Annotated in this window: 22 protein-coding genes and 1 pseudogene; 9 read left to right on the top strand and 14 right to left on the bottom strand. The window is 72.9% G+C overall.

The features are described from left to right. Positions 1-146: 146 nt before the first annotated feature. Genes AB0424_RS25375 through ssd form a run of 4 tightly spaced genes read right to left on the bottom strand, consistent with a single transcriptional unit; the run spans position 147 to position 4,169 of the window. Positions 147-935, bottom strand: coding sequence for a type II secretion system F family protein (locus tag AB0424_RS25375; protein WP_366308838.1), 789 nt, complete (start codon positions 933-935; stop codon positions 147-149). Next, a complete protein-coding gene (locus AB0424_RS25370; RefSeq protein ID WP_366308837.1) occupies positions 932-1,873 on the bottom strand; it encodes a type II secretion system F family protein in 942 nt (313 codons plus the stop codon). The genes AB0424_RS25375 and AB0424_RS25370 overlap by 4 nt, the downstream gene beginning before the upstream one ends. Continuing rightward, the gene (locus tag AB0424_RS25365; protein ID WP_366308836.1) at positions 1,870-3,051 is read right to left on the bottom strand and encodes a TadA family conjugal transfer-associated ATPase; all 1,182 of its coding nucleotides are present in this window, start codon (positions 3,049-3,051) and stop codon (positions 1,870-1,872) included. The genes AB0424_RS25370 and AB0424_RS25365 overlap by 4 nt, the downstream gene beginning before the upstream one ends. Continuing rightward, entirely contained in the window at positions 3,048-4,169 is a 1,122-nt protein-coding gene (gene ssd, locus AB0424_RS25360; RefSeq protein WP_366308835.1) for a septum site-determining protein Ssd, read from the bottom strand. Before ssd ends, AB0424_RS25365 begins: the two co-directional genes overlap by 4 nt. 449 nt (positions 4,170-4,618) lie before the next feature. Between ssd and AB0424_RS25355 the strand changes: the two genes are divergently transcribed. Further along, complete coding sequence (locus tag AB0424_RS25355) at positions 4,619-5,485, top strand: HAD-IB family hydrolase (protein WP_366308834.1); 867 nt, start codon at positions 4,619-4,621, stop codon at positions 5,483-5,485. A 381-nt stretch (positions 5,486-5,866) separates the two neighbouring features. On the opposite strand, the gene AB0424_RS25350 is transcribed toward AB0424_RS25355, so the two are convergent. Then, positions 5,867-6,685: an oxidoreductase gene (locus tag AB0424_RS25350; RefSeq protein WP_366308833.1), complete on the bottom strand. Its 819-nt coding sequence runs from the start codon at positions 6,683-6,685 to the stop codon at positions 5,867-5,869. A 102-nt stretch (positions 6,686-6,787) separates the two neighbouring features. On the opposite strand from AB0424_RS25350, the gene AB0424_RS25345 reads away from it, so the two are divergent. After that, positions 6,788-7,774, top strand: coding sequence for an ATP-binding protein (locus tag AB0424_RS25345; RefSeq protein ID WP_366308832.1), 987 nt, complete (start codon positions 6,788-6,790; stop codon positions 7,772-7,774). Between the two features lie 61 nt (positions 7,775-7,835). Here AB0424_RS25345 and AB0424_RS25340 read toward each other — a convergent pair whose 3' ends face one another. Further along, positions 7,836-9,170: a hypothetical protein gene (locus AB0424_RS25340; protein WP_366308831.1), complete on the bottom strand. Its 1,335-nt coding sequence runs from the start codon at positions 9,168-9,170 to the stop codon at positions 7,836-7,838. 306 nt (positions 9,171-9,476) lie between these two features. Between AB0424_RS25340 and AB0424_RS25335 the strand changes: the two genes are divergently transcribed. The 6 genes from AB0424_RS25335 (at position 9,477) to AB0424_RS25310 (ending at position 17,512) form a co-directional block, all read left to right on the top strand. Beyond that, positions 9,477-11,831, top strand: a complete 2,355-nt coding sequence (locus AB0424_RS25335; protein WP_366308830.1) for a SulP family inorganic anion transporter — start codon at positions 9,477-9,479, stop codon at positions 11,829-11,831. Between the two features lie 299 nt (positions 11,832-12,130). Further along, positions 12,131-14,086 (top strand): acetate--CoA ligase, encoded by a 1,956-nt coding sequence (gene acs / locus AB0424_RS25330; RefSeq protein ID WP_366308829.1) that lies wholly within the window; start codon positions 12,131-12,133, stop codon positions 14,084-14,086. Positions 14,087-14,326: 240 nt separating this feature from the next. Beyond that, on the top strand, positions 14,327-15,718 hold the full coding sequence (gene nhaA, locus AB0424_RS25325; protein ID WP_366308828.1) for a Na+/H+ antiporter NhaA: 1,392 nt from the start codon (positions 14,327-14,329) through the stop codon (positions 15,716-15,718). A 55-nt stretch (positions 15,719-15,773) separates the two neighbouring features. Beyond that, positions 15,774-16,271, top strand: a complete 498-nt coding sequence (locus tag AB0424_RS25320; RefSeq protein ID WP_366308827.1) for a phage holin family protein — start codon at positions 15,774-15,776, stop codon at positions 16,269-16,271. Beyond that, positions 16,268-17,203: an alpha/beta hydrolase gene (locus tag AB0424_RS25315; protein WP_366308826.1), complete on the top strand. Its 936-nt coding sequence runs from the start codon at positions 16,268-16,270 to the stop codon at positions 17,201-17,203. Before AB0424_RS25320 ends, AB0424_RS25315 begins: the two co-directional genes overlap by 4 nt. A gap of 120 nt (positions 17,204-17,323) precedes the next feature. Continuing rightward, the gene (locus tag AB0424_RS25310) at positions 17,324-17,512 is read left to right on the top strand and encodes a hypothetical protein (RefSeq protein ID WP_366308825.1); all 189 of its coding nucleotides are present in this window, start codon (positions 17,324-17,326) and stop codon (positions 17,510-17,512) included. Between the two features lie 54 nt (positions 17,513-17,566). Here the strand turns inward: AB0424_RS25310 and AB0424_RS25305 are convergent, their stop codons facing one another. The 3 genes from AB0424_RS25305 to nth all read right to left on the bottom strand — a co-directional run bounded on the left by AB0424_RS25305 (position 17,567) and on the right by nth (position 20,484). Further along, the gene (locus AB0424_RS25305; RefSeq protein WP_366308824.1) at positions 17,567-18,766 is read right to left on the bottom strand and encodes a MarP family serine protease; all 1,200 of its coding nucleotides are present in this window, start codon (positions 18,764-18,766) and stop codon (positions 17,567-17,569) included. A gap of 80 nt (positions 18,767-18,846) precedes the next feature. After that, positions 18,847-19,551, bottom strand: a complete 705-nt coding sequence (locus AB0424_RS25300) for a CoA pyrophosphatase (protein ID WP_366308823.1) — start codon at positions 19,549-19,551, stop codon at positions 18,847-18,849. Positions 19,552-19,659: 108 nt separating this feature from the next. Beyond that, the gene (gene nth, locus AB0424_RS25295) at positions 19,660-20,484 is read right to left on the bottom strand and encodes an endonuclease III (RefSeq protein WP_366308822.1); all 825 of its coding nucleotides are present in this window, start codon (positions 20,482-20,484) and stop codon (positions 19,660-19,662) included. Between the two features lie 254 nt (positions 20,485-20,738). Here nth and AB0424_RS25290 point away from each other — a divergent pair, with 254 nt between their 5' ends. Then, complete coding sequence (locus AB0424_RS25290) at positions 20,739-21,413, top strand: Crp/Fnr family transcriptional regulator (protein ID WP_015034542.1); 675 nt, start codon at positions 20,739-20,741, stop codon at positions 21,411-21,413. Positions 21,414-21,483: 70 nt separating this feature from the next. Here the strand turns inward: AB0424_RS25290 and AB0424_RS25285 are convergent. The 5 genes and pseudogenes from AB0424_RS25285 to AB0424_RS25265 form a co-directional block, all read right to left on the bottom strand. After that, positions 21,484-22,233: pseudogene (locus tag AB0424_RS25285) on the bottom strand (prohibitin family protein). Positions 22,234-22,682: 449 nt separating this feature from the next. Then, complete coding sequence (locus AB0424_RS25280) at positions 22,683-23,513, bottom strand: MBL fold metallo-hydrolase (RefSeq protein ID WP_366308821.1); 831 nt, start codon at positions 23,511-23,513, stop codon at positions 22,683-22,685. Beyond that, entirely contained in the window at positions 23,510-24,397 is an 888-nt protein-coding gene (locus AB0424_RS25275; protein ID WP_366308820.1) for an NUDIX hydrolase, read from the bottom strand. Before AB0424_RS25275 ends, AB0424_RS25280 begins: the two co-directional genes overlap by 4 nt. 90 nt (positions 24,398-24,487) lie before the next feature. After that, on the bottom strand, positions 24,488-24,958 hold the full coding sequence (locus AB0424_RS25270) for a RidA family protein (RefSeq protein WP_366308819.1): 471 nt from the start codon (positions 24,956-24,958) through the stop codon (positions 24,488-24,490). Beyond that, complete coding sequence (locus AB0424_RS25265) at positions 24,955-25,113, bottom strand: DUF4177 domain-containing protein (protein WP_015034547.1); 159 nt, start codon at positions 25,111-25,113, stop codon at positions 24,955-24,957. Before AB0424_RS25265 ends, AB0424_RS25270 begins: the two co-directional genes overlap by 4 nt. Positions 25,114-25,321: the final 208 nt, after the last annotated feature.

Raw genomic sequence — 25,321 nt, 5'->3', positions numbered from 1 at the left:
GTCGCCCGGCCCTGCTTCGCCGGGCGTGTCGGCCCCGCCGTGCTGCCGTGCTGCCGTGCTGCCTTGCTGCCTTGCTGCCTTGCCGTTCTTGCCACCCCCTGGCGTCGTCCCCGCGTCCGTTCCGTCCCGGGGGCGTGTCGTCGTGTTCACCGGTCGAGCAGCCCGGTCGCCAGTCCGATCACCACCGGGGCGACTCCCACCGCGAGGAACGCGGGGAGGAAGCAGAGCCCCACGGGAGCGCTGATCAGGACCTGGGCCCGGCGTGCTGCCGCCGCGGCCGAGCGGGCACGGGCGGCGCGGAGGGCGTTGGCGTGTCGGGCGACGGCCTCCGCCGCGGGGGCTCCCGATGAACCGGCCCGTTCCATGCAGCGGGCCAGCCCTTCGGCCCCGGGGAGGGCGGCGAACCTCCGCCACACCTCGGCCGGTTCGCCGCCCAGCCGGAGTTCGGCCGCAGTGCGGGCCAGGCGGTCGCCGAGGGGGCCGCCCAGCGATCGGCCGACCGCCTCCGCAGCCTCACCGGGCCCGGCGCCGGAGGCGGCGCAGGCGGCCAGCAGGTCGGCGGCGAGGGGCAGATGACGGGCCGTCTCTTCGTCGACGCCGGACGGAGTCCCCCGGCGGAGGAGCGCCTGCCGCGCGCCGAGCGCCACCAGGACCCCGGCGCACAGGCCGGTGATCCCGCCGAAGAGCGCCCAGCCGACGCCGACTCCGACCAGGGGCACCACCCGGACCGCCACCCACGGCGGCATCGCGGCCCGGCTTCTCCGGCCGTGGGGCTCCGACAGGTCGAGGAGGACCACGGCCCGTCGGCGCGTCCGGTGCGCCCGGAGCCGGCGCAGCGCCTCCACGGCGCCCCGCCCGCAGAGGATCACGGCCAGCGCCGGAAGTCCGGCCGCCTGGAGGACGTCGAGACCCTGCTGAACGACGTCGGGTGTCATGCCCGCTCACCCCCTCGGACGATCCGCGCGGCCCACCACAGGCCCGTCGTCTCCAGGGCCCCGCCGACGGCCAGGCAGCCCAGCCCCGCCGGGGTGTGGAGCAGGACCCGGAGCGGGTGGGCGCCCAGCGCCGCGCCGAGGGCGAGTCCGGCCGCGGGGAGGAGGGCGAGGACGGCCACCGTCGCCCAGGCGCCGGCCAGTTCGGCACGCAGGCGGTCCCGCTGCTCGCGGTGGTCGCGCAGGGCGGCTTCCAGCCGGTCGAGCCCGGCAGCGAGCCCGGCACCGCCGTCCACGGCCACCTGCCAACAGGCCGCCATGCCGGCGAGCCCGTCGGCACCGTCCTGCCGGGCCGCCCGGCGCAGGGCGTCCGGCACGTCCCCGCCGAACCGGGCCGCCGCCAGGACGGACGCCTCGGCGGCGCCCAGGGCGCCCGTCTCCCGGGCAGCGAAGGCCAGCGCCTGCGCGGGCTGCCATCCGGCCCGAAGCTCGCCGACCACCGCCCCGCACAGAGCCGTCACCCGTGCGGACCGCGCCTCCCGCTCCTTCCGCAGCTCGGCGGCCCGCAGCCGCCGCCCGACCAGGGGCATCGCGAGCGCTCCCGCCACCAGGGGCAGCGGTGACTCGCCCACGAGCGCGAGGACCGCCCCCACCGGCAGGCAGAGCCAGGCACGTCGCCCCTGCAGCGCGGCCCGGACCCGCGTCGCCGCGTCCGGCCAGGTCCGGAGGCCGCCGGCGAGCCCACCTCCCCGCCCTGACCAGCCGGTACCGCCGGGGCCGTCGCGACCGCCGGGACCGCCGGGGCGTCCGCTCGCGAGCAGCGAACGCGCCCGGTTCACCCCGCGCCGCCGTTCGGCCGTCCACCACAGCGCCAGGACCGCGCAGAGCGCCACCGCCCCTTGTGCCAAGACCCGTGCGGGGTCCAGCGCTTCCGGCGTCATGCTCCCCCTCCGATCAGCGACCCGAGCCGCTCCCAGCCCCGCTCACGCTCGAATCCGGAGGCGCTCCAGCGCAGTGCGGGAACCGTGCGGACGAGGCCGTCCCGGTCCCGCTCCAGCACGTGGACCTCGGCGATCCGCCGGCGTCCGTCCCGGTCCCTCACGACGTGCAGGACGACGGAGAGGCCCGCGCCCAACTGGCTGTGCAGGGCCGCCCGGTCGAGTCCGGCCGCCGTCCCCAGCGCCTCCAGCCGGGCGGGTACGGCCGCGGCCGTGTTGGCGTGCAGCGTCCCGCAGCCTCCGTCGTGGCCCGTGTTGAGGGCCGCGAGGAGGTCCACGGCCTCCGCCCCGCGGACCTCGCCGACGACGAGGCGGTCGGGGCGCATCCGCAGCGCCTGACGGACCAGGTCCCGCAGGGTGACGAGACCGGCGCCCTCCTGGTTGGCGGGGCGCGCCTCCAGGCGCACCACGTGCGGGTGGTCGGGCCGCAGTTCCGCCGAGTCCTCGGCGAGGACGATCCGCTCCCGCTCCCCCACCAGCCCCAGAAGAGAGGCGAGGAGCGTGGTCTTCCCCGTGCCCGTGCCGCCGCTGACCAGGTACGACACCCGGGCGTCGATCAGGGCGCGGAGGATCGCGGTGCCGTCCGGAGGCACCGTGCCGGCGGCAGTGAGCTCCGCCAGGGAGAAGGCGCGCGGGCGCACCACCCGCAGCGACAGGCAGGTCGAGCCGACGGCGACCGGCGGCAGGACGGCGTGCATCCGGGTGCCGTCGGGGAGCCGTGCGTCCACCCAGGGGCGGGCGTCGTCGAGGCGGCGCCCGGCCACCGCAGCGAGCCGCTGTGCGAGCCTGCGGACGGCGGAGGCGTCGGGGAAGGACACCGGAGCCCGTTCGAGACCGGCGCCCCGGTCCACCCAGACGCGGTCGGGAGCGGAGACCAGGACGTCGGTGACCGCCGGGTCGGCGAGCAGCGGTTCCAGCGGGCCGGTGCCGATCAGTTCGCGGCGCAGCTGCTCCGCGGCGCCGAGTACCTCCGTGTCGCCGAGCAGGCGCCCCTGGGCCCGCAGCGCCGCCGCCACCCGCGCGGGGGTGGGTTCGGCCCCGCTCGCCGCGAGCCGCTGGCGCACGGCGTCGAGGAGCGCGGCGCCGCCGCCGGTGGCGGTCCGCTCGCCGGCCCCGGTCATGCCGCACCGCCGGGGACGAGCGCGCGCTCCCAGAAGGCGGTGCAGAACCGGCCCAGTGGCGCGCGGGGTTCGGCGCCGGGCGGGACGCCCGCGTCCTGGTCGGCCACGATCCCCGGGTCGTAGGGGAGTTCGCCGGCCAGCGGCAGCCGCAGCGCGTCGGCGACCCACCGCTCGTCGAGTCCCGCCGCGTACGGTCCGCGGACCACGGCCCGGACGTCCCGGACGGCCGCGCCGAGGGCCAGGACCACCCGGTGGGCCGCGGCGACGGCCCGCAGCTCGCCCGGCACGACGAGCAGGGCGAGGTCGAGCTGCGCCAGCGCCTCCGCGGCCGCGTCGTCGGTCCCCCGGGGCAGGTCGACCACGACGACCCCGCCGCGGCGGCGCGCCGCGCCGAGCACGGACCGCACGGCCTCCGGCGTGACCGGCGCGGCGGGTTCCCTGCCCCAGCTGAGCACCCGGACGCCCCGCACCGACGGCAGGGACTCCTCCAGGGCACCGCCGGCCAGGCGGCCCTTCGAGGCGGCGAAGTCGGGCCAGCGCCTGCCCTCCTCCCGCTCGCCGCCGAGCAGCACGTCGAGCCCGCCGCCCAGCGGATCGCCGTCGACGAGCAGGGTGCGCCGTCCGGTCCGCGCGGCGGCGAGCGCGAGGCCGCACGCCAGGGTGGAGGCGCCGGCGCCGCCGCGCCCTCCGACGACCCCGACGGTCAGGGCGGACCGGCCGACCCCTTCGGCCGCGTCGGCGATGCGGTCGACGAGGAGGCCCTCGGCGTCCGGCAGCCGCAGCACGCACTCCGCGCCGATCTCGACGGCCAGCCGCCAGATCGCCGGGTCGTCCCGGTCGCGGCCGACGAGGACGGTCCCCGGCCGGCGCACCGCTCCCCGGCAGCGGGCCGCGGCGTCGTCGCCCACGAGCACGAGCGGCGGATCGGTCCAGCCGGTGCGCCGCTCGGGCACCCGGTGGTGGACCTCGGGTTCGACCCCGGCCGCCGCGCACAGCCGGAGCAGATCGTCGAGCAGTCCGAGATCCTCGGTGACGATCAGCGGCCCGGTGCGGCGAGGCTCGTCCGGAGCCCGCGACTCCGGCCGGCGCGATTCCGTACCCGTCCTGGTTGCCCCCACGGCACACCCCTCTCGTGAATCCTGCGGTCCGCGAACTTCGCGACAGGAATCACCGTGGGGCCGTCCGGGAAATCGTGGGGAATCCGACGGGAAACTGCGGATAACCGAGGCCCTGTGAATAACTTCCTCACCCCTCCGGGGACTGCCCGGAACGCATCCCGCCGGTTACTGTGGGTGACGAATCAGGGGTGTGCTCGACCTCGGGCCGAAACGCGGCCGAGGGCCGGAAGGAAGGGAGCAGGCGATGTCACAGGGAGCGAAAACGGCTCCGGACATGCGACGACCCCCGCCGGGGGGGAGAGCGGGGGTCGTCTCTCCGGCCGACTCGGGGGGGGGAGGAGCCGGACCGGGTTAGCACGGTCGCGAACGATCCGTGACTTCCATGGTGTACCCGAGAGCCTTCTCAGGCAAACCCACGCGCCCGAGCGTACGCCGAATGGCGGGCACCTATGCTCAGCGTTGTGGAAAACCACTCCTTGCCGCGCACAGCCGCCTTCTTTGACCTGGACAAGACGGTCATTGCGAAGTCCTCGACGCTGACCTTCAGCAAGTCCTTCTACCGGGGAGGACTGATCAGCCGCCGCGCCGCCCTGCGGACGGCCTACATCCAGTTCGTCTTCCTGGCGGGCGGGGCCGACCACGACCAGATGGAGCGGATGCGCGAATACCTTTCCGCGCTCTGCAAAGGCTGGAACGTGGCCCAGGTGAAGGAGCTCGTCGCCGAGACCCTTCACGACCTGATCGACCCGATCATCTACGACGAGGCGGCCTCCCTCATCGAGTCGCATCACGCCGCGGGCCGCGACGTCGTCATCGTCTCGACCTCCGGAGCCGAGGTGGTCGAGCCGATCGGCGAGATGCTCGGGGCCGACCGCGTCGTGGCCACCCGGATGGTGGTCGGCGAGGACGGCTGCTTCACCGGCGAGGTCGAGTACTACGCCTACGGCCCGACCAAGGCCGAGGCGGTCCGGGAACTGGCCGAGTCCGAGGGGTACGACCTCTCGCGCTGCTACGCGTACAGCGACTCGGCGACCGACATCCCCATGCTGGAGGCCGTCGGCCACCCGTACGCGGTCAATCCCGACCGGACCCTGCGCCGCGAGGCCACGGCCCGCGAGTGGCCGGTGCTGGCCTTCGAGAAGCCGGTGCGGCTCAAGCAGCGGCTGCCCGAGTTCCGGATGCCGCCCCGGCCCACGCTCGTCGCCGCGGCCGCCGTGGGCGCGGCGGCGGTGGGCGCCGGCCTCGTCTGGTACGCGGCCCGTCGGCGGCAGGCCGCGCTCGCCCAGCGACTGACGGGTGACTTTGCCCGAATTTGAGCGATGCGCCAGAGAAGTGCGGCCACCACTTTCGCTTCCTCCCGGACAGGAGTAGAAAGGAATCAGGCCCGCGAGACCGAGGACATCCGAGAGGATCACCTGTTGAGCATGAAGGCCCCACGGACCTAGCACCGAAACCGGGCACCCACGCGACGTCGACCCGTCGATTACGGGCCAGCCGCACCAGGCCACGGGCAAAGCACCCGGCCTGATGGGCACATATCGAGGACGCTTGGTAACTGGGTGGACGTGCCAGCGGCGGTACCAGGACTGGTGCCGCCGCAACCCGTTCCGGGCCCCCACGGGGGCCCGGAATTTCCTTGTCCCCAGGACCCTCGGATGCCCTCGCGGGCCCGGCGGCGTCCTCTGGGGACGCGGGCCTCAGGCCGCGCCGCGCTGGAGCGCCTCGCAGACGGCCGTCGACTCGCGGACCCCCAGTTCGACCGAGCGGCCGCAGTGGGCGATCCACGCGCCGACACCCTCCGGGGTGCCCGACAGGTAACCCTCGAAGGCCGCCACGTAGGCGGCGCGCCCCTGCTCCGCGTGGCCGACCTCGGCGGGGCAGATCGCCTTGGGGTCGAGGCCGCTGCCGACCAGCACGATCCGCTCCGCCGCCCGCGCGACCAGCCCGTTGTACGAGGTGAAGGGGCGCAGGGCGAGCAGTTCGCCGTGGACGACGGCGGAGGTGACCAGGGCGGGGGCGTCGCCGCCGGCGACGATCAGTTCCGCGAGGCCGTCGAGACGGCCGGCGACCTCGGCGGGCGTCGGTGCCGGGGCCTCGATCAGCGGCTCGTCGACGGTCTCGCCGTCCAGCCGGGGACGCCCCACGGATTCACCGGGGTCACCGGCGGCGACCAGGTGGAGCCGGGCGAGGACCCGCAGCGGCGACTGCCGCCAGATGGAGAGCAGCTGCCCGGCCTCGGCGCCCAGGCGCAGGGCGGCGCCGACCGCGCGGGCCTCGGGGTCGGCGCTGAAGTCGGAGCGCCGGCGGACCTCTTCCAGGGCCCAGTCGGCGCCGGCGAGGGCGGCCGAACCGCGCGCGCCGCGCAGAGCCGCCTCGGAGGAGATCTCGTTGCTGCGGCGCCGCATCACGCGGTGGCCGTAGACCCGGTCGACGGCCTTGCGTACGGAGTCCACCGCGTCCGCGACGCCCGGCAGGGAGCCGAGGGCGGCCAAGGGGTCAGAGGCGTGCGTACTCATAAGTAGGGAGGCTACGCGTCCCGGGGGCCCACCCCACGAAGGAGTGGTCTTCTTCACGCTCCTTGACCACTGCACGCGGTCGTGCCACTACGCTAGGTGAACATGAAGATCGCTTTCGTCGGGAAGGGCGGCAGCGGCAAGACGACGCTGTCCTCGCTCTTCATCCGCCACCTCGCCGCCAACGAAGCCCCCGTCGTCGCCGTCGACGCCGACATCAACCAGCACCTCGGTGCCGCGCTCGGCCTGTCCGAGGCGGAGGCCGCGGCGCTGCCCGCGATGGGGGCGCACCTGCCCCTGATCAAGGAGTACCTGCGGGGCTCCAACCCGCGGATCGAATCCGTCGACTCGATGATCAAGACGACGCCGCCCGGGGAGGGCTCGCGGCTGCTGCGGGTCCGCGAGGACAACCCGGTGTACGAGGCGTGCGCGCGGCCGGTCCCGCTCGACGACGGGGACGTCCGGCTGATGGCGACCGGCCCCTTCACCGAGTCGGACCTCGGGGTCTCCTGCTACCACTCGAAGGTGGGGGCGGTGGAGCTCTGCCTCAACCACCTGGTGGACGGTGTCGACGAGTACGTGGTGGTCGACATGACGGCGGGTTCGGACTCCTTCGCGTCCGGGCTCTTCACTCGCTTCGACATGACGTTCCTGGTCGCCGAGCCGACGCGCAAGGGCGTCTCGGTCTACCGCCAGTACAAGGAGTACGCGCGGGACTTCGGGGTCGCGCTCAAGGTCGTCGGGAACAAGGTGCAGGGCCGCGACGACCTCGACTTCCTCCGCGAGGAGGTCGGCGAGGACCTGCTCGTGACGGTCGGCCACTCGGACTGGGTCCGGGCGATGGAGAAGGGCCGCCCGCCGCGCTTCGATCTCCTGGAGGCGGAGAACCGCATGTCGCTCCAGGCCCTCCAGGACGCGGCGGACGACTCGTACGCCCATCGGGACTGGGAGCGCTACACCCGCCAGATGGTCCACTTCCACCTGCGGAACGCCGAGAGCTGGGGCAACGCCAAGACCGGGGCCGACCTGACGGCGCAGGTCGACCCCGGGTTCGTGCTGTCGGAGGAGCTCGGCGCGGTTCAGCCCGCCTGAGGGCAGGGCTCGCGGCGCCGGTGACGTCGAGTCCGCCCGAGGGCCGGGCGCCGTCCGGCCGTCAGTGTCCTTCGGGCCGCTTGGCCGCGGGGGCCGGGACCGCGGGGACGCCCGCCGCCGGGGCTCCGGCGGGCGCCGCCGGCTGGGGGGCGAGGAACGCCTGCCAGCCGCCGGCCGGTGCCTCGCCGACCTTCAGGGTGCGCATCTTGGCGACGACGTCGGGATCCTGGGCGTCGAGCCAGTCGGCGAGCTGGCGGAAGGAGACGCACTTGACGTCCTTCTGGACGCAGACCGTGGCGATGGTCTCCTCGATGGCCCGCATGTACGTGCCGCCGTTCCAGGACTCGAAGTGGTTGCCGATGATCAGCGGCGCCCGGTTGCCGCGGTAGGAGCGCTCGAACGCCTGCACCAGGCCGTCGCGCATCTGGTCGCCCCAGTAGCGCTGCTGGGAGGGGTCGCCCTGGGTCGTTCCGGGCGACTGGTTGACCAGGAAGTTGTAGTCCATGGAGAGCGTCTGGAAGGCGCGGCCGGGGACGGGTACGAGCTGCATCGACAGGTCCCACAGGCCCACGTCCTTCTTGGGCCAGATCTGGTCGTTCACGCCGCTGGTGTCGTAGCGGAAGCCCAGCTGCGCCGCCGCCTGGACGAAGTTCTTCCGCCCCTCCAGGCAGGGGGTGCGGGCGCCGACGAGCTCCTTGTCGTAGTCGAAGGGCAGCGGCTGCTCGGCGCGCAGGCCGGCGTTGGTCTTCCAGTTCTTGACGAACGACTTGGCCTGCTCGATCTCGCTCTTCCACTCCTCGACGGACCAGTTGCCGACGCCTCCCTCGGCGCCGCAGAAGTGGCCGTTGAAGTGGGTGCCGACCTCGTTGCCCTCCTGCCAGGCGCCGCGCAGCTCGCGGACGGTGGCGCGGATGCCCTCGGTGTCGTTGAAGCCGATGTCGGAGCGGCCGGCGCTGTGCTGCGGCGGGTCGTAGAGGTTCCGCTTCTCCTCGGGCAGCAGGTACACGCCGCTGAGGAAGTAGGTCATCTTGGCGTCGTACTTCCTGCCGACCGCGCGGAAGTGGGAGAAGAGCTTCTGGCTGTCCTCGCCGGCGCCGTCCCAGGAGAAGACGACGAACTGCGGCGGGGTCTCCCCCGGCTTGAGGCGCTGCCAGACGGGCTGGTGGGGCTGGGCGCCGGTGAAGGCCGTGGAGCCGTCGCCGATCAGGCGGGGCGCGGCCTGCGGGGCCGCGGCGGCCGGGCCCTTCTTGGCGGCGCCCGCGCCGCCCGCCGTGCCCTTCGTGGCCGCGCCGTCGGAGCCCGAGCAGCCGGCGAGGCCGGTGATCAGGGCGACGGCGAGGGTGCCGGCGGCGAGCGCCTTCCTGTGGACTGCGGTCCTTGTCCCTGCGGCTGTCATCCGCCCACCTCTCCTCGGTTCCGTTCGGGCGGCGTCAACGTCGCACCACGGCGGCCGGGATGATGAAACGACAAGCGGCAATACGTTCGGCGATCACCGGAACAGGTGAATCATTGCCCTATTTGCCCCGAAAATAATGCCGCACTCTTTACTCTCCATTACGATCCATTTACTGAGCGTTGATCCTCGCCCCGCCGTGGATCCCGCCGCACATCCCGCCGCTGCACGCCGTGACCCACGGCCGCGAGCCCCCACGTTCGTCCCGCACGAGCCGCGACCGCGCTGCCCCGGAGGAGACGGGAACACATGACCCTCTGCACCCCCGACCGCACGACCACCCGACCCCGATCGCAACGGCCCCACAGCCCGCCGGACGGACCGCGCCGCTTCCGCGTCGCCGGCGCCGACCTGTCCGCCTCGGTCGCCGTCTTCCTGATCGCCCTGCCCCTCTCGCTGGGCATCGCACTCGCCACCGGAGCCCCGCTCCAGGCCGGACTGGTCGCGGCCGCCGTCGGCGGCATCGTGGCCGGCCGGTTCGGCGGCTCCCCGCTCCAGGTGAGCGGGCCCGCCGCCGGCCTCACCGTCGTGACGGCCGAGCTCATCCGGCTGTACGGCTGGCGCACCACCTGCGCCATCACCGTCCTCGCGGGCCTCGCCCAACTCGCGCTCTCCGTGCTGAGGGTGGCCCGCTCCGCACTCGCCGTCTCGCCCGCGATCGTGCACGGCATGCTGGCCGGCATCGGCGTCACCATCGCCCTCGCGCAGCTCCACATCGTGCTCGGCGGCACGCCGCAGAGCTCCGCCGTCGACAACGCCGTGGGGCTGCCCGCGCAGTTGGCGCGCGTCCATCCGGCGGCGCTCGTCATCAGCGCCCTCACCGTCGTCGTCCTGCTGTGCTGGCCGAAGCTGCCGGGCCGGGCCGGGCGGCTCGCCCGCAGGCTCCCGGCCGCGCTCGTCGCGGTGGCCGGGGCGACGGCGGTGGCGACGCTCGCGGGACTCGCCGTCCCCCGCGTGGACCTGCCGTCCTGGAGCAGCCATGCCCTGCCGGGTCTGCCCGAGGGCCCCGTCCTCGGCATCGCCGCCGGCGTCCTGACGATCACGCTGGTGACCAGCGTGCAGTCGCTGCTCTCGGCCGTCGCGGTCGACAAGCTCGTCGCCGCCCGCCCGGACGGCGGCCGGGGCGTGCCCCGCTCCGCCCTCGACCGCGAACTCGCCGGCCAGGGCGCGGCGAACGTGATCTCCGGCGCGCTCGGCGGGCTACCGGTCGCCGGGGTCGCGGTCCGCAGCGTCGCCAACGTCTCGGCGGGCGCGGTGAGCCGGGCGTCGACGATGCTCCACGGCCTGTGGATCGTCCTCGCGGCCCTGCTGCTGGTGCCCGTGCTCGACCTGATCCCGCTGCCCGCGCTCGCCGCCCTCGTCATGGTGGTCGGCATCCAGATGGTCAGCATCACCCACATCCGGACAGTCACGCGCCACCGCGAGGTCGTCGTCTACGTGGTGACGCTGTCGGGGGTCGTCCTCGTCGGCATCCTGGAGGGCGTCGCCCTCGGCATCGCCGTGGCCATCGCCGTGGCGCTCCACCGGCTCACCCGCACCCGGATCACCCGTGAGGAGCGCGACGGCCGCCAGGTGCTGCACGTGCGGGGCCAGCTGACCTTCCTCGCCGTTCCCCGGCTCAGCCGTGCCCTTCACCAACTGCCCCACGGCTCCGACGTCGTGGTCGAACTGGACGGATCCTTCATGGACCACGCGGCCTACGAGGCGCTGAGCGACTGGACCAACGGCCATCTCGCCCACGGCGGCACGGTCGAGACCACCGGCCCCTCCGGCGGCCGGATCACCGACCCGGCGCCCGTCGCCCACTCCGCCTCGCACGCCTGCTGCCGCCCGTGGAACCCCTGGCACAACCACCAGTGCGGGGAGCGGCCGGCGGAGCCCGCCGAGAGCGACGCCCCCGAGCGCACGACGGGGCTGCACCTGGCGAGCGGCATCGGCAAGTTCCAGCGGAACACCGCGCCGCTCGTGCGGGACGAACTCGCGCGGCTCGCCCGGGAGGGCCAGAGCCCCTCGCAGCTCTTCCTGACCTGCGCCGACTCCCGCCTCGTGACGAGCATGATCACGTCGAGCGGCCCCGGCGACCTGTTCACCGTCCGCAACGTCGGCAACCTGGTCCCGCTGCCCGGCGAGGAGAGCGGGGACGACTCGGTGGCGGCGGCCATCGAGTACGCGGTGGACGTGCTGCGGGTCGACTCGATCACCGTCTGCGGCCACTCCGGCTGCGGTGCGATGCAGGCCCTGCTCAACGCGGGGCCGGACGACCCGCCGACCCCGCTCCGCCGCTGGCTGCGCCACGGCCGGCCGAGCCTGGAGCGGATGGCGAGCCGACGCCACGCCTGGGCCAGGATCTCGGGGCGGCTGCCCGCCGACGCGGTCGAGCAGCTCTGCCTGACCAACGTGGTGCAGCAGCTGGAGCACCTGCGGGCGTACGAGCCGGTGGCGCGCCGGCTGGCCGAGGGGACGCTGACGCTGAACGGCGTGTACTTCCACGTGGGCGAGGCGCAGGCGTATCTGCTCTCCGGGACGGACGAGGTGCACGGCTACGACGACGTCTTCACCCAGGTCATGCCGACCGGCCACTTCGAGACGGCACGCGCGTCCTGACCGGCGCGCTCCGTCCCGACTCCCGGGTGTCCTGAACCGGCACGCTCCGTCCCGACTCCCAGGTGTCCTGAACCGGCCGGCCCTCCCCGGCTCCCGCGCGTCCTGAACCAACGGCTGCGGCCGTCCGTGAGACTGTGTGGCCCCTTCTCCCACCGCTCGGGAAGAAGGGGCCACCGTACGTCTGCCCGCTCACAGGTCTAAACCAATTCCCTGGAGGCTCTTGTCACCCGGGCATCTGACTGATGAGCTATGACACGGGACACATAAGTACAGAGGACGCCCTGGGAATGGGAGATGTCGTGAGCAACGAAAGCCTGGCCAATCTGCTCCGGGAAGAGCGCCGTTTCGCGCCGCCCGCCGAGCTGGCCGCGCACGCCAACGTGACGGCGGAGGCGTACGAGCAGGCCAAGGCGGACCGACTGGGCTTCTGGGCCGAGCAGGCCAGGCGTCTGACCTGGGCCACCGAGCCGACCGAGACGCTCGACTGGTCGAACCCCCCGTTCGCCAAGTGGTTCGCGGACGGCGAGCTGAACGTGGCGTACAACTGCGTCGACCGGCACGTCGAGGCCGGCCACGGCGACCGGGTCGCCATCCACTTCGAGGGCGAGCCCGGCGACAGCCGCTCGATCACCTACGCCGAGCTCAAGGACGAGGTCTCCCGGGCCGCCAACGCCCTGACCGAGCTGGGCGTCCGCAAGGGCGACCGGGTCGCCGTCTACCTGCCGATGATCCCCGAGGCGGCCGTCACGATGCTGGCCTGCGCCCGCGTCGGCGCCGCCCACTCGGTGGTCTTCGGCGGCTTCTCGGCCGACGCCGTGGCCTCCCGCATCCAGGACGCCGACGCCAAGCTGGTCGTCACCGCCGACGGCGGCTACCGCCGCGGCAAGCCGAGCGCCCTCAAGCCGGCCATCGACGAGGCCGTCGCCAAGTGCCCGCAGGTCGAGCACGTCCTCGTGGTCCGCCGCACGGGCCAGGAGACCGCCTTCACCGAGGGCCGCGACGTGTGGTGGGACGACGTCGTCTCCCGCCAGTCGACGGAGCACACCCCCGAGGCGTTCCCGGCGGAGCACCCGCTCTTCATCCTGTACACCTCCGGGACCACGGGGAAGCCGAAGGGCATCCTGCACACCTCCGGCGGCTACCTCACCCAGGCCGCGTACACACACCACGCCGTCTTCGACCTCAAGCCGGAGACCGACGTCTACTGGTGCACCGCCGACATCGGCTGGGTCACCGGGCACTCGTACATCGTCTACGGCCCGCTGGCCAACGGCGCGACGCAGGTCATGTACGAGGGCACCCCGGACACCCCGCACCAGGGCCGCTTCTGGGAGATCGTGCAGAAGTACGGCGTCACGATCCTCTACACGGCGCCGACGGCGATCCGCACCTTCATGAAGTGGGGCGACGACATCCCCGCCAAGTTCGACCTGTCCAGCCTCCGGGTGCTGGGCTCGGTCGGCGAGCCGATCAACCCCGAGGCGTGGGTCTGGTACCGGGAGCACATCGGCGCGGGCAAGACCCCGATCGTGGACACCTGGTGGCAGACCGAGACCGGCGCGATGATGATCTCGCCGCTGCCGGGCGTCACCGAGACCAAGCCGGGCTCCGCCCAGCGCCCGCTGCCGGGCATCTCCGCCACCGTCGTCGACGACGAGGCCAACGAGGTGCCCAACGGCGGTGGCGGCTACCTGGTCCTCACCGAGCCGTGGCCGTCGATGCTCCGCACCATCTGGGGCGACGACCAGCGCTACATCGACACCTACTGGTCCCGTTTCGAGGGCAAGTACTTCGCCGGCGACGGGGCGAAGAAGGACGACGACGGCGACATCTGGCTCCTCGGCCGGGTCGACGACGTGATGCTCGTCTCGGGCCACAACATCTCGACGACCGAGGTCGAGTCGGCCCTGGTCTCCCACCCGGCCGTCGCCGAGGCGGCCGTCGTCGGCGCCGCCGACGAGACGACCGGCCAGGCCATCGTCGCCTTCGTCATCCTGCGCGGCTCGGCAAGCGAGGACGAGAACCTCGTCGCCGACCTGCGCAACCACGTCGGCACGACCCTGGGCCCGATCGCCAAGCCGAAGCGTGTCCTGCCGGTCGCGGAGCTGCCGAAGACGCGCTCGGGCAAGATCATGCGCCGCCTGCTCCGCGACGTCGCGGAGAACCGGGAGCTGGGCGACGTCACCACGCTGACCGACTCCTCGGTCATGTCGCTCATCCAGACCCAGCTGCCGGCCTCCTCCAGCGAGGACTGACCGGCCCGGTCCGCACGACGTGAGGCGCCCGTCCCGAACTCCTTCGGGGCGGGCGTTTCGCATGCCGGGCTCCGATGGGACGAAAGCCGCGAACATCCATAAAGTTGGTCCCGCCGGACGCCACCCGAGCTCGTTAGGTAAGGTAAGGACCGCGTCAGGAACGCGACAGGAAAACCTAGGTGAGCCGGGAAGTCTGGTCGGCATGTGCTCTGCCCTGCCCGCCCGACGGAGGTCTCCCACGTGTCTGCGCCCACCGACCGCAAGTTCCTCGGCAGGCTCTCGCTGCCCGAGCGGCGGTATCTGACCGACGCCCTGCGCACCGAGACCGTCGGCGGCGTACTCCTCCTGGTCGCCGCCGTCACCGCCCTCGTCTGGGCCAACAGCCCGCTGGCCGACGGCTACGAGACCGTGCAGGACTTCCACCTGGGCCCCGCCGCCCTCGGACTCGACCTGTCGATCCAGCACTGGGCCGCCGACGGCCTCCTCGCGATCTTCTTCTTCGTCGCCGGCATCGAGCTCAAGCGCGAACTCGTCGCGGGCGAGCTGCGCGACCCCCGGGCCGCCGCCCTCCCGGTCGTCGCCGCACTCTGCGGCATGATCGCGCCCGCCCTCGTCTACGCCCTGGTCAACGCCGTGGGCGACGGCTCCATGGACGGCTGGGCGGTGCCGACCGCGACCGACATCGCCTTCGCGCTCGCCGTCCTCGCCGTCATCGGCACCTCGCTGCCCTCCGCGCTGCGCGCCTTCCTGCTGACCCTCGCCGTCGTCGACGACCTCTTCGCGATCCTGATCATCGCGGTCTTCTTCACCAGCGACCTGAACTTCGCCGCGCTCGGCGGCGCCTTCGCCGGCCTCGTGCTCTTCTGGGTACTGCTCCGCAAGGGCGTCCGCGGCTGGTACGTGTACGTGCCGCTGGCCCTGGTCATCTGGGGCCTGATGTACAACAGCGGCGTCCACGCCACCATCGCCGGCGTCGCCATGGGCCTGATGCTCCGCTGCACCACCCGGGAGGGCGAGGAGCACTCCCCCGGCGAGCACATCGAGCACCTGGTGCGCCCGCTCTCGGCCGGTCTCGCCGTGCCCCTGTTCGCGCTCTTCTCGGCCGGTGTGAGCATCTCGGGCGGCGCGATCCACGACGTCTTCACCCAGCCGGTGACCCTCGGCGTGGTCCTCGGCCTCGTCGTCGGCAAGACCGTCGGGATCTTCGGCGGGACCTGGCTCGCCGCCCGCTTCACCCGGGCGGAGCTCAACCCGGACCTGGCCTGGCCCGACGTCTTCGCCGTCGCGTCGCTGGCCGGGATCGGTTTCACGGTCTCGCTCCTCATCGGGGAGCTCGCCTTCGCCGGGGACGACGTCCTGACCGACGAGGTGAAGGCTTCGGTCCTGATCGGCTCGCTCATCGCGGCCGTCTGCGCGTCGGTCCTGCTGAAGCTGCGGGTACGGAAGTACCAGGCGCTCTGCGCGGACGAGGAGCGCGACGAGGACCAGGACGGCATCCCCGACATCTACGAGGAGGACGACCCGGAGTACCACCTGCGGATGGCCGAGATCTACGAGAGGAAGGCCGCGGAACACCGGCAGCGCGCCCAAGTGGCGGGGGCATCGCGCGACGGGACCGCCCGTCCGGCATGATCTGAGTCGGACCGTAGAAGAGACCTCGGACCGCAGAAGAGAAGAGGGAGCAGCGATGAGCGACCCGTTCGACGGAACCGAGCGCAGCATCGGCCAGCTGGTCGCCTCGGCGACCGCCGAGATGTCCGCGCTGGTGCACGACGAGATCGCCCTGGCCAAGGCCGAAATCCGACAGGACGTCAAGCGCGGCGCGATCGGCAGCGCCGCGGGCATCACGGCGGCCGTCGTGCTGCTGTTCTCACTGCCGATGCTGAGCTTCGCGCTCGCCTACGCCATCAACACCTGGACCGGCGGGCACAACGGCAACGGGGGCTGGAACCTCGTCTGGTGCTTCCTGCTGTCGTTCGCCTTCAACGTGCTGGTCGCGGGCCTGCTCGGCCTGATCGCGTACGCCAAGTTCAAGAAGGTCAAGCCGCCGGAGAGGTCCATCGCCTCGGCCAAGCAGACGGCGGCGATCATGCAGAACGTCAAGCCGCACCCCCGCCCCGAGCCGGGCAGGGAGCTCGACAAGGCGCTGGACAAGACCTCCGCTGTGGCACGCTCGTCGGTATGACCCTCCCCGAGAGCAGCAACGCCAATGCCGGGCCCGTCCGGCTCGACGGGCCGTGGACCCATCGCGACGTGGCGGCCAACGGCGCCCGGTTCCACATCGCCGAGATGGGCGACGGCCCGCTGGTGCTGCTCCTGCACGGCTTCCCGCAGTTCTGGTGGACCTGGCGCCACCAGCTGCCCGCCCTCGCCGAGGCGGGCTTCCGGGCGGTCGCGATGGACCTGCGCGGGGTGGGCGGCAGCGACCGCACGCCCCGGGGTTACGACCCCGCCAACCTGGCGCTCGACATCACCGGCGTCGTCCGCTCGCTCGGCGAGCCCGACGCGGCGCTCGTCGGCCACGACCTGGGCGGCTACCTCGCCTGGACGGCGGCGGTGATGCGGCCCAAGCTGGTGCGCCGCCTGGTGGTCTCCTCTATGCCGCATCCGCGCCGCTGGCGTTCGGCGATGCTGTCCGACTTCGCGCAGTCGCGGGCCGGTTCGCACATCTGGGGCTTCCAGCGGCCGTGGCTGCCGGAGCGTCAGCTCGTCGCGGACGACGCGGCGCTGGTGGGCGACCTGATCCGGGACTGGTCGGGGCCGAGGCCGGCGGACGACGAGGCGATCGAGGTGTACCGGCGGGCGATGTGCGTCCCGTCGACGGCGCACTGCTCGATCGAGCCGTACCGATGGATGGTGCGGTCCCTGGCCCGCCCGGACGGCATCCAGTTCAACCGGCGCATGAAGCGGCCCGTACGGGTGCCCACGCTGCACCTGCACGGCTCGATGGACCCGGTGATGCGGACCCGCAGCGCGGCCGGTTCGGGCGAGTACGTGGAGGCGCCCTACCGCTGGCGGCTCTTCGACGGCCTCGGGCACTACCCGCACGAGGAGGACCCGGTGGCCTTCTCCACGGAGCTCGTCAACTGGCTGAAGGACCCCGAACCCGACCGGTGACGTGTCGTCACCGCCGACGGGGGTACACGCGTCCGTCGAACGGCCATGTGCCCGGCGCATACTCCAATTGGCGGGCCCCCGGGCGGTTACCGACCTTGGGCCCCGGGCAGACGTCCGGGTATGGGCTGGACGCACGACTACAGTGACACGGCACGCGACCGCCGCTCGGCCACCGGGCCGGCCTCCCGGGAGAGGGGTGGCCCACAGGACCAGGGCCGCGCGCACTCCGCACCGGAGGTGGGGATCTCCCGCATTCTGCGGCGCCGGGCCCGATGGGTCTCGGCCCGTCTCCGGCATCCCCGCGACTGACGACCCCCGGGGTGTCGTGCCGGCCGGGTCCCGCCCGGCCGGCACGACCTCCGCCTACAGGGCGCAAGCCTGGGTGTCGACCTGCTGGTTCGCCGTCCGGCCCCGCTCGATGTCCTCGCGGATCTCGTCGACCGTCAGGGCGTATCCGGTGTTCGCGTCGTCGAGCGAGCGGGCGAAGATCACTCCGTAGACCTCGCCGTCCTCGGTGAGGAGCGGGCCGCCGGAGTTGCCCTGCCGGACCGTCGTGTACAGCGAGTAGACCTCCCTGCGGACCTGGTCGCGGTGGTAGATGTCGGGACCGGTGGGGGTGATGCGGCCCCGGACGCGCGCCGACCTGACGTCGTACGAGCCGTTCTCCGGGAAGCCGGCGACGATCGCGCCGTCACCGCTGCGCGCCGCTTCGTCGGTGAAGGACAGCGGCGTCGCCTTGAGGCCCGGCACGTCCAGGACGGCGATGTCGCGCTGCCAGTCGTAGAGGACGACCTTGGCGTCGTAGAGCCTGCCCTCGCCGCCTATCTGGACGGTCGGCTCGTCGACGCCTCCGACCACGTGGGCGTTGGTCATGATGCGGCGGTCGGCGAAGACGAAGCCGGTGCCTTCGAGGACCTTGCCGCAGCTCTGGGCGGTGCCGACGACCTTCACGATGGAGCGCTGGGCACGGGCCGCGACGGGGCTGTCGGCGAGCGCCGGGTCGGGGGGCAGCACCTCGGTGATGGGCTCGTTGGCGAAGGGGCTGAAGACCTGGGGGAAGCCGCTGCGGGCGAGCGTCGAGCTGAAGTTGGCGAACCAGGTGGAGGTCTGATCGGGCATCACCCGGGACACGCCGAGCAGCACCTTGGAGTTCCGGACCTCCTTGCCCAGCGTGGGCAGGGTGGTGCCGGCGAGGGCGGAGCCGATCAGCCAGGCCACGAGCAGCATCGCCACCACGTTGACCAGGGCGCCGCCGGTGGCGTCGAGGGCCCGGGCGGGCGACCAGGTGATGAAGCGGCGCAGCTTGTTGCCGAGGTGGGTGGTGAACGCCTGGCCGACCGAGGCGCAGATGATGACCACCATCACGAAGACGACCGTGGCGGTCGTCGACACCTCGCTGTTGTCGGTCAGCTGGTCCCAGAGGATCGGGAGCAGCAGGACGGCGACGAGACCGCCGCCGAGGAACCCGATCACCGAGAGGATGCCGACCACGAATCCCTGGCGGTAGCCGATGATCGCGAACCAGACGGCGGCGAGCAGCAACAGGATGTCCAGCACGTTCACCGTCAGTAGCCTCGCAGATTCGTTTCCGGTCGCCCGGGGCGTGCTCGGCCGAAGGCCGGGCCCGCCCGAAGGTCAGCCTGTCATGAGCGCCAGTCGAGCGGGACCTGTCTCGCGCGGTCCCAGGGGCGCTCCCAGCCGGCGAAGTGGAGCAGCCGGTCGATCACTCCGGCGGTAAAACCCCAGACCAGAGCGGATGCGACCAGGAACGCGGGGCCTTGGTGGCCGCTCGGGTGGACGGTCGTCGCGCGGTTGGCGGGATCCGTGAGATCCGCCACGGGCACGGTGAAGACCCGTGCGGTCTCGCCGGGGTCGACGACCCCGATCGGACTGGGGGTGCGCCACCAGCCGAGGACGGGGGTGACGACGAAGCCGCTGACCGGGATGTAGAGCTGGGGCAGCACGCCGAAGAGCTGGACGCCGGCGGGGTCGAGGCCGGTCTCCTCCTGGGCCTCGCGGAGCGCGGCGCGCAGCAGTCCGCCGTCAGCGGGGTCGCCGTCCTCGGGGTCGAGGGCGCCGCCGGGGAAGGAGGGCTGTCCGGCGTGCGAGCGCAGGCTGCCGGACCGCTCCATGAGGAGGAGCTCGGGGCCGTGCTCGCCCTCGCCGAAGAGGACGAGGACGGCGGACTGGCGGCCGGCCCCGCTCGCGGGCGGCAGGAAGCGGCTGAGCTGCTCGGGGCGGACCGTGCGGGCGGCCCGGTCGACGGGGCCCAGCCAGGCGGGCAGCCCGTCCCGGCTGAGCAGGCCGCCAGTGCCGGGTCCGTGCAGGTCTTCGTCAGTGCGCGTCATAGGCACCCCCGTGGTTCACAACGCGATCGGTGGGCGGGTTCGTTCCCGCGGCCCCGGGCCGGGGCAGGGCGGTGGCCGGGCGTGGGGCCCGGCCCGCGGCGGCCGTGCTCAGCCGCTCGCGCCGAGGGGCGGCGCCGGGCGGCCCGGATAGCCGGGCGGCGGGTCGAGCCGCTGTCCCGGGAAGCCGCCCATCTCGTACTTGAGCAGCTTCCGTGCCTTCTCGGGGTCGGTCTCGCCCTCGCCGTACGAGGGGCAGAGGTGGGTGATCGGGCAGGCGCCGCAGGCGGGCTTGCGGGCGTGGCAGATGCGGCGGCCGTGGAAGATCACCCGGTGCGAGAGCATCGTCCACTCGCTCTTCGGGAAGATCGTGGCGATCTCGGCCTCGATCTTGACCGGGTCCTCCTGCTCGGTCCACCGCCAGCGGCGGACGAGCCGCATGAAGTGGGTGTCGACGGTGATGCCGGGGACGCCGAAGGCGTTGCCGAGGACGACGAAGGCGGTCTTGCGGCCGACGCCGGGGAGCTTGACGAGGTCGTCGAGACGGCCGGGTACCTCGCCGTCGAAGTCGTCCCGGAGGGCGGCGGCGAGACCCATGATCGACTTGGTCTTCGCGCGGAAGAAGCCGGTGGGGCGGATGAGCTCCTCGACCTCCTCGGGCACGGCGGCCGCGAGGTCCTCGGGCGTGGGGTACTTCGCGAAGAGGGCGGGGGTCGTCTGGTTCACCCGGAGGTCGGTGGTCTGCGCCGAGAGGACCGTGGCGACGAGCAGCTCGAAGGGGTTGCGGAAGTCGAGCTCCGGATGGGCGTACGGGAAGACCTCGGCCAGCTCCCGGTTGATCTTGCGGGCTCGGCGGACCATCGCGAGCCGCGACTCGGGCTTCACGGCCTTCCGATTTGCAGCTTTCGCCTGTTTCGACACGCCGTGTTCGCCCACAGCGGAATTACCTTCGGCCGACACTCTTCCATCCCCCTTGGCCTGCGCTCTCACCGGCGAGTTGGACACCCGACCAGCCTAGGGGCCGCCGCCGACATCCGCCCCGGGCGTGGCCGATCCGCCCCCAATCGGCCCCCTGGCGTACGGACGGGTAGCTCCGTGGGTCAAACTTGTTGTGATTGATCGCACTGTTTTGTGCGTCCGGCATCATGGGACCCAGGTCCTTTGAGCAGGTCGACAGTAGGAGAGAACTCGTGGACGACGTTCTGCGGCGCGCCCCGCTCTTCGCGGCGCTCGATGACGAGCAGGCAGCCGAGCTGCGCGCCTCGATGAGTGAGGCGACGCTCGCCCGTGGCGACGCGCTCTTCCACGAGGGCGACCCCGGTGACCGCCTGTACGTGGTCACCGAGGGCAAGGTGAAGCTGCACCGCACCTCCCCCGACGGCCGCGAGAACATGCTGGCCGTCCTCGGCCCCGGCGAGCTGATCGGCGAGCTGTCGCTCTTCGACCCGGGCCCGCGCACCGCCACCGCGACCGCGCTGACCGAGGTCAAGCTGCTCGGCCTCGGCCACGGCGACCTCCAGCCCTGGCTGAACGCCCGCCCCGAGGTCGCCACCGCGCTGCTGCGCGCGGTCGCCCGCAGGCTGCGCAAGACCAACGACCAGATGTCCGACCTGGTCTTCTCCGACGTCCCGGGCCGTGTCGCCCGCGCGCTCCTCGACCTGTCGCGCCGCTTCGGCGTGCAGTCGGAGGAGGGCATCCACGTCGTCCACGACCTCACCCAGGAGGAGCTGGCCCAGCTGGTCGGCGCCTCCCGCGAGACGGTGAACAAGGCGCTCGCCGACTTCGCCCAGCGCGGCTGGCTCCGCCTGGAGGCCCGCGCCGTGATCCTGCTCGACGTGGAGCGCCTCGCGAAGCGCTCGCGCTGACGCACCGCGGACACGAGAAGGCCGCCCCGGTCCGAGGACCGGGGCGGCCTTCCGTGCGTCCGGGGGACGGTCAGCGCTTGGAGCCGTCCACGATCACCGGGGCGGAGACGCCGTTCCCGCAGGGCACGGTGTAGACGGCGTTCTTGGCCGCGGCCTCCTTGAACGCGTCGATGCACTGGTTCATCAGGACCTTGTCCGTCAGCGAGTCGTTGAGGATCTTGTTGGCGCGGGCGATGCCCTCCGCCTCGATCCGGCGCCGGTCGGCATCGGCCTTGGCGGTGCGGGATGCCTCGGTCGCCCGTTCGGTGGCCTGCTGCTGCTGGATCTTGCGGTCGATCTGGCCCTGCAGGGCGTCCGAGGGCTTCACGTTGCGCAGGTTGACCGTGGTCACGTCGATACCGCGCGGGGCCAGGCGCTCCTTGATCAGGGCGCCGATCTCGGCGTTGATCTTCTCGCGGTCGGAGGCGTACCCCTGCTCACTGGAGTAGCGGGCGAAGACGTTGCGGACGATCTCACGGCTGTCGGGGTAGACGAGCCGCTGCTAGATGGCGTCCTCGGTGCCGGCGAGCTTGTAGAGCTCCACGGACTTGGAGGGGACGACGGCCCACTTCACCGTCACCTCGGCGTACATCACGCCGCCCTGCGAGGAGCGGACCTCGACCACGTCCTTATCGGAGAGGTTGAGGTCGACCGGGCGGGTCGAGAAGGTCGTGACGTTCGTGAACGGCGACTTCATGTGCAGGCCCGAGGTCATCGGGGTGCCGACCTTGCCGAACGCGACCGGCACGCCGACCTCGTACGCGCTGATCACGTACGTCATGCTCACGATCAGCGAGAAGAGGCCGGCCAGGACAGCGCCGAGGGCGCCGAACTTCAGCCCCGTGGAGTCGTTGGCACGACCGACGAAGAAGAGCACCACTGCGGCTATGACCAGCAGAATGGCGATGACGAACACGGGCGTTCCCCCCGAAAGCTACGGCCAGAAGTAAGCGGAGCGTAAAACACGGGTCAGGAACGCCAAAAGGCCGGGGGCCCCCTCGGGACAGGATCGTGACGACCCGCCCCGGAGGCCGCCGGCCGGCCGGAGGAGACGCCTAGGGCCTGTCGTCACATTCCCCTCTGCCCCGCGACGCCTGGCACGCGCTCTCGCCGCACCGGGCGAAAGCGCGAGTACGCCCCGTACGAGCACTTCCACCCGGCACACCGAGAGCACGCACCAGACGCCGCAGGGCCGCCCTTCGGGCAACGAGGGGATTTTGACGACAGGCCCTAGGAGGCGTCCTTCTCCCCCAGGTACTCCAGCTGTGCCCGGACGGACAGTTCGGCCGCGGGCCAGAGCGAGCGGTCCACGTCCGCGTAGACGTGGGCGACGACGTCGGCGGCCGACCGGTGACCGGCCGACACCGCCGCCTCCACCTGGGCGAGCCTGCTCGCCCGGTGCGCCAGGTAGAACTCCACGGCCCCCTGCGCGTCCTCCAGGACCGGCCCGTGCCCCGGCAGCACCGTGTGGACGCCGTCGTCGACCGTCAGCGAGCGCAGCCGCCGCAGCGAGTCCAGGTAGTCGCCGAGCCGCCCGTCCGGATGCGCGACCATCGTCGTCCCGCGCCCCAGGATCGTGTCGCCGGTCAGCACCGCCCGGTCGGCGGGCAGATGGAAGGAGAGCGAGTCGGAGGTGTGCCCGGGGGTCGGGACGACCCGCAGCTCCAGGCCGCCGACCGTCATCACGTCCCCCGCGCCGAGCCCCTCGTCGCCGAGCCGCAGCGCCGGGTCGAGGGCGCGCACGGCCGTCCCGGTCAGCTCGGCGAACCGCCCGGCGCCCTCCGCGTGGTCGGGGTGCCCGTGGGTCAGCAGGGTGAGCGCCACCCGCTTGCCGAGGGACGCGGCGGTCTCCACCACGCGGGCGAGGTGCCCCTCGTCGAGCGGACCGGGGTCGACGACGACGGCCAGCTCGGAACCGGGCTCGGAGAGCAGCCAGGTGTTGGTGCCGTCCAGGGTCATCGCGGACGGGTTCGGCGCCAGGACGTTCACCGCGCGGGCGGTCGCCGGTCCGGACACCACCAGTCCGCGCGGCTGGCCGGGCAGCGCGGCGGCGTCGCTCATGCCGCACCCCCGGTCGGGATGATCTTGGTGAACTCCTCGTGCCCCGGCCAGCTCAGGACCAGCTCCTCGCCTTCGAGGCGCGCCTGGGCGAGGACCGGGGTCAGGTCCTGGCCGTCCGCCGCGGCCAGCGCCTCGGCGGCCGTGGAGAACGCCTCCAGGGTGCGCAGCGTCGAGATCGTCGGCGGCATCATCGTCAGCTCGCCCCGGTCGTACCCGGCCGCGGCCTCCGCCGGGCGGATCCACACCGTGCGGTCCGCCTCCGTGGAGGCGTTGCGGGTGCGCTGCCCGGCCGGGAGCGCCGCCACGAAGAACCAGGTGTCGTACCGGCGCTGCTCGAACGCGGGGGTGATCCAGCGCGCCCACGCGCCCAGCAGGTCCGAGCGCAGGACGAGCCCCCGCCGGTCGAGGAAGTCGGCGAAGGACAGCTCGCGGGCGACCAGCGCCTCCCGGTCCCGCTCCCAGTCCTCGCCGGTGGTGTCGCCGACCACCGTGTCCGCCGTCTCGCCGGCGAGCAGGACGCCCGCCTCCTCGTACGTCTCGCGGACGGCGGCGCAGACAACGGCCTGGGCCTGGGCGGGGTCGTCGAGCCCGAGCCGCCCGGCCCAGGTCTCCAGGGCGGGGCCGGCCCAGCGGACCGGCTGCTCGTCGCGCGGGTCGACACCGCCGCCGGGGTAGGCGTACGCGCCTCCCGCGAAGGCCATGGAGGCGCGGCGGCGCAGCATGTGGACGTCCGGCCCGGCCGCCCCGTCGCGCAGGAGCAGCACGGTGGCGGCCCGCCGCGGGGTCACCGGGGTGAGCTCACCGGCGGCGAGGGCGCGGATGCGGTCGGGCCACTCCGGCGGGTACCACTGACCGTTCGACTGATTCGGCTGACCATTCGGCATGGCCGGATGCTATGCGCAAGCATCGGAATGCACGAGGGCCGGTTCTCCCGTGGCGGGGAAACCGGCCCTGTGTCACGCGGGTGCGGGGGGTCAGGCGTCGACGAGCTCGACCTGGACCTCGACCTCGACGGGGGCGTCGAGCGGCAGCACGGCCACGCCGACGGCGCTGCGGGCGTGCACGCCCTTCTCGCCGAGGACGGCGCCGAGCAGCTCGCTGGCGCCGTTGACGACGCCCGGCTGCCCGGTGAAGTCGGCGGCGGAGGCGACGAAGCCGACGACCTTCACGACGCGCTTGATGCGGTCGAGGTCACCGGCGACCGACTTCACGGCGGCCAGCGCGTTGAGCGCGCAGGTGGCGGCGAGCTCCTTGGCCTCCTCGGCCGTGACCTCTTCGCCGACCTTGCCGGTCACCGAGAGCTTGCCCGCCACCATCGGGAGCTGGCCCGAGGTGTAGACGTACACGCCGGACTGCACGGCCGGCTGGTACGCGGCCAGCGGCGGCACGACCTCCGGCAGGGTCAGGCCGAGCTCGGCGAGCCTCGCCTCGACGGCCCCGCTCACGACTTGGCCCGCTTCAGGTAGGCCACGAGCTGCTCGGGGTTGTTCGGCCCGGGCACGACCTGGACGAGCTCCCAGCCGTCCTCGCCCCAGGTGTCCAGAATCTGCTTGGTCGCGTGCACCAGAAGCGGCACCGTGACGTACTCCCACTTGGTCATGGGGCCGACTGTATCCGCTGTCGCGGGGCCGCTCTCCGAGGCGGCCCCCCGAGCCGGGGGCCCGAGGCGATCGGCGGGACCGCCCGCCGGGGCCCGGCACGATCGGCGGGACGCCCCCTAGGGCCTGTCGTCACATTCCCCTCTGCCCCGCGACGCCTGGCACGCGCTCTCGCCGCACCGGGCGAAAGCGCGAGTACGCCCAGTACGA

This window comes from Streptomyces sp. NPDC051180 (assembly GCF_040689545.1).
Classification (GTDB): Bacteria; Actinomycetota; Actinomycetes; order Streptomycetales; family Streptomycetaceae; genus Streptomyces.
The sequence above is the reverse complement of the archived record's forward strand: the minus strand, read 5'-3'. Positions and strand labels throughout refer to the sequence as shown.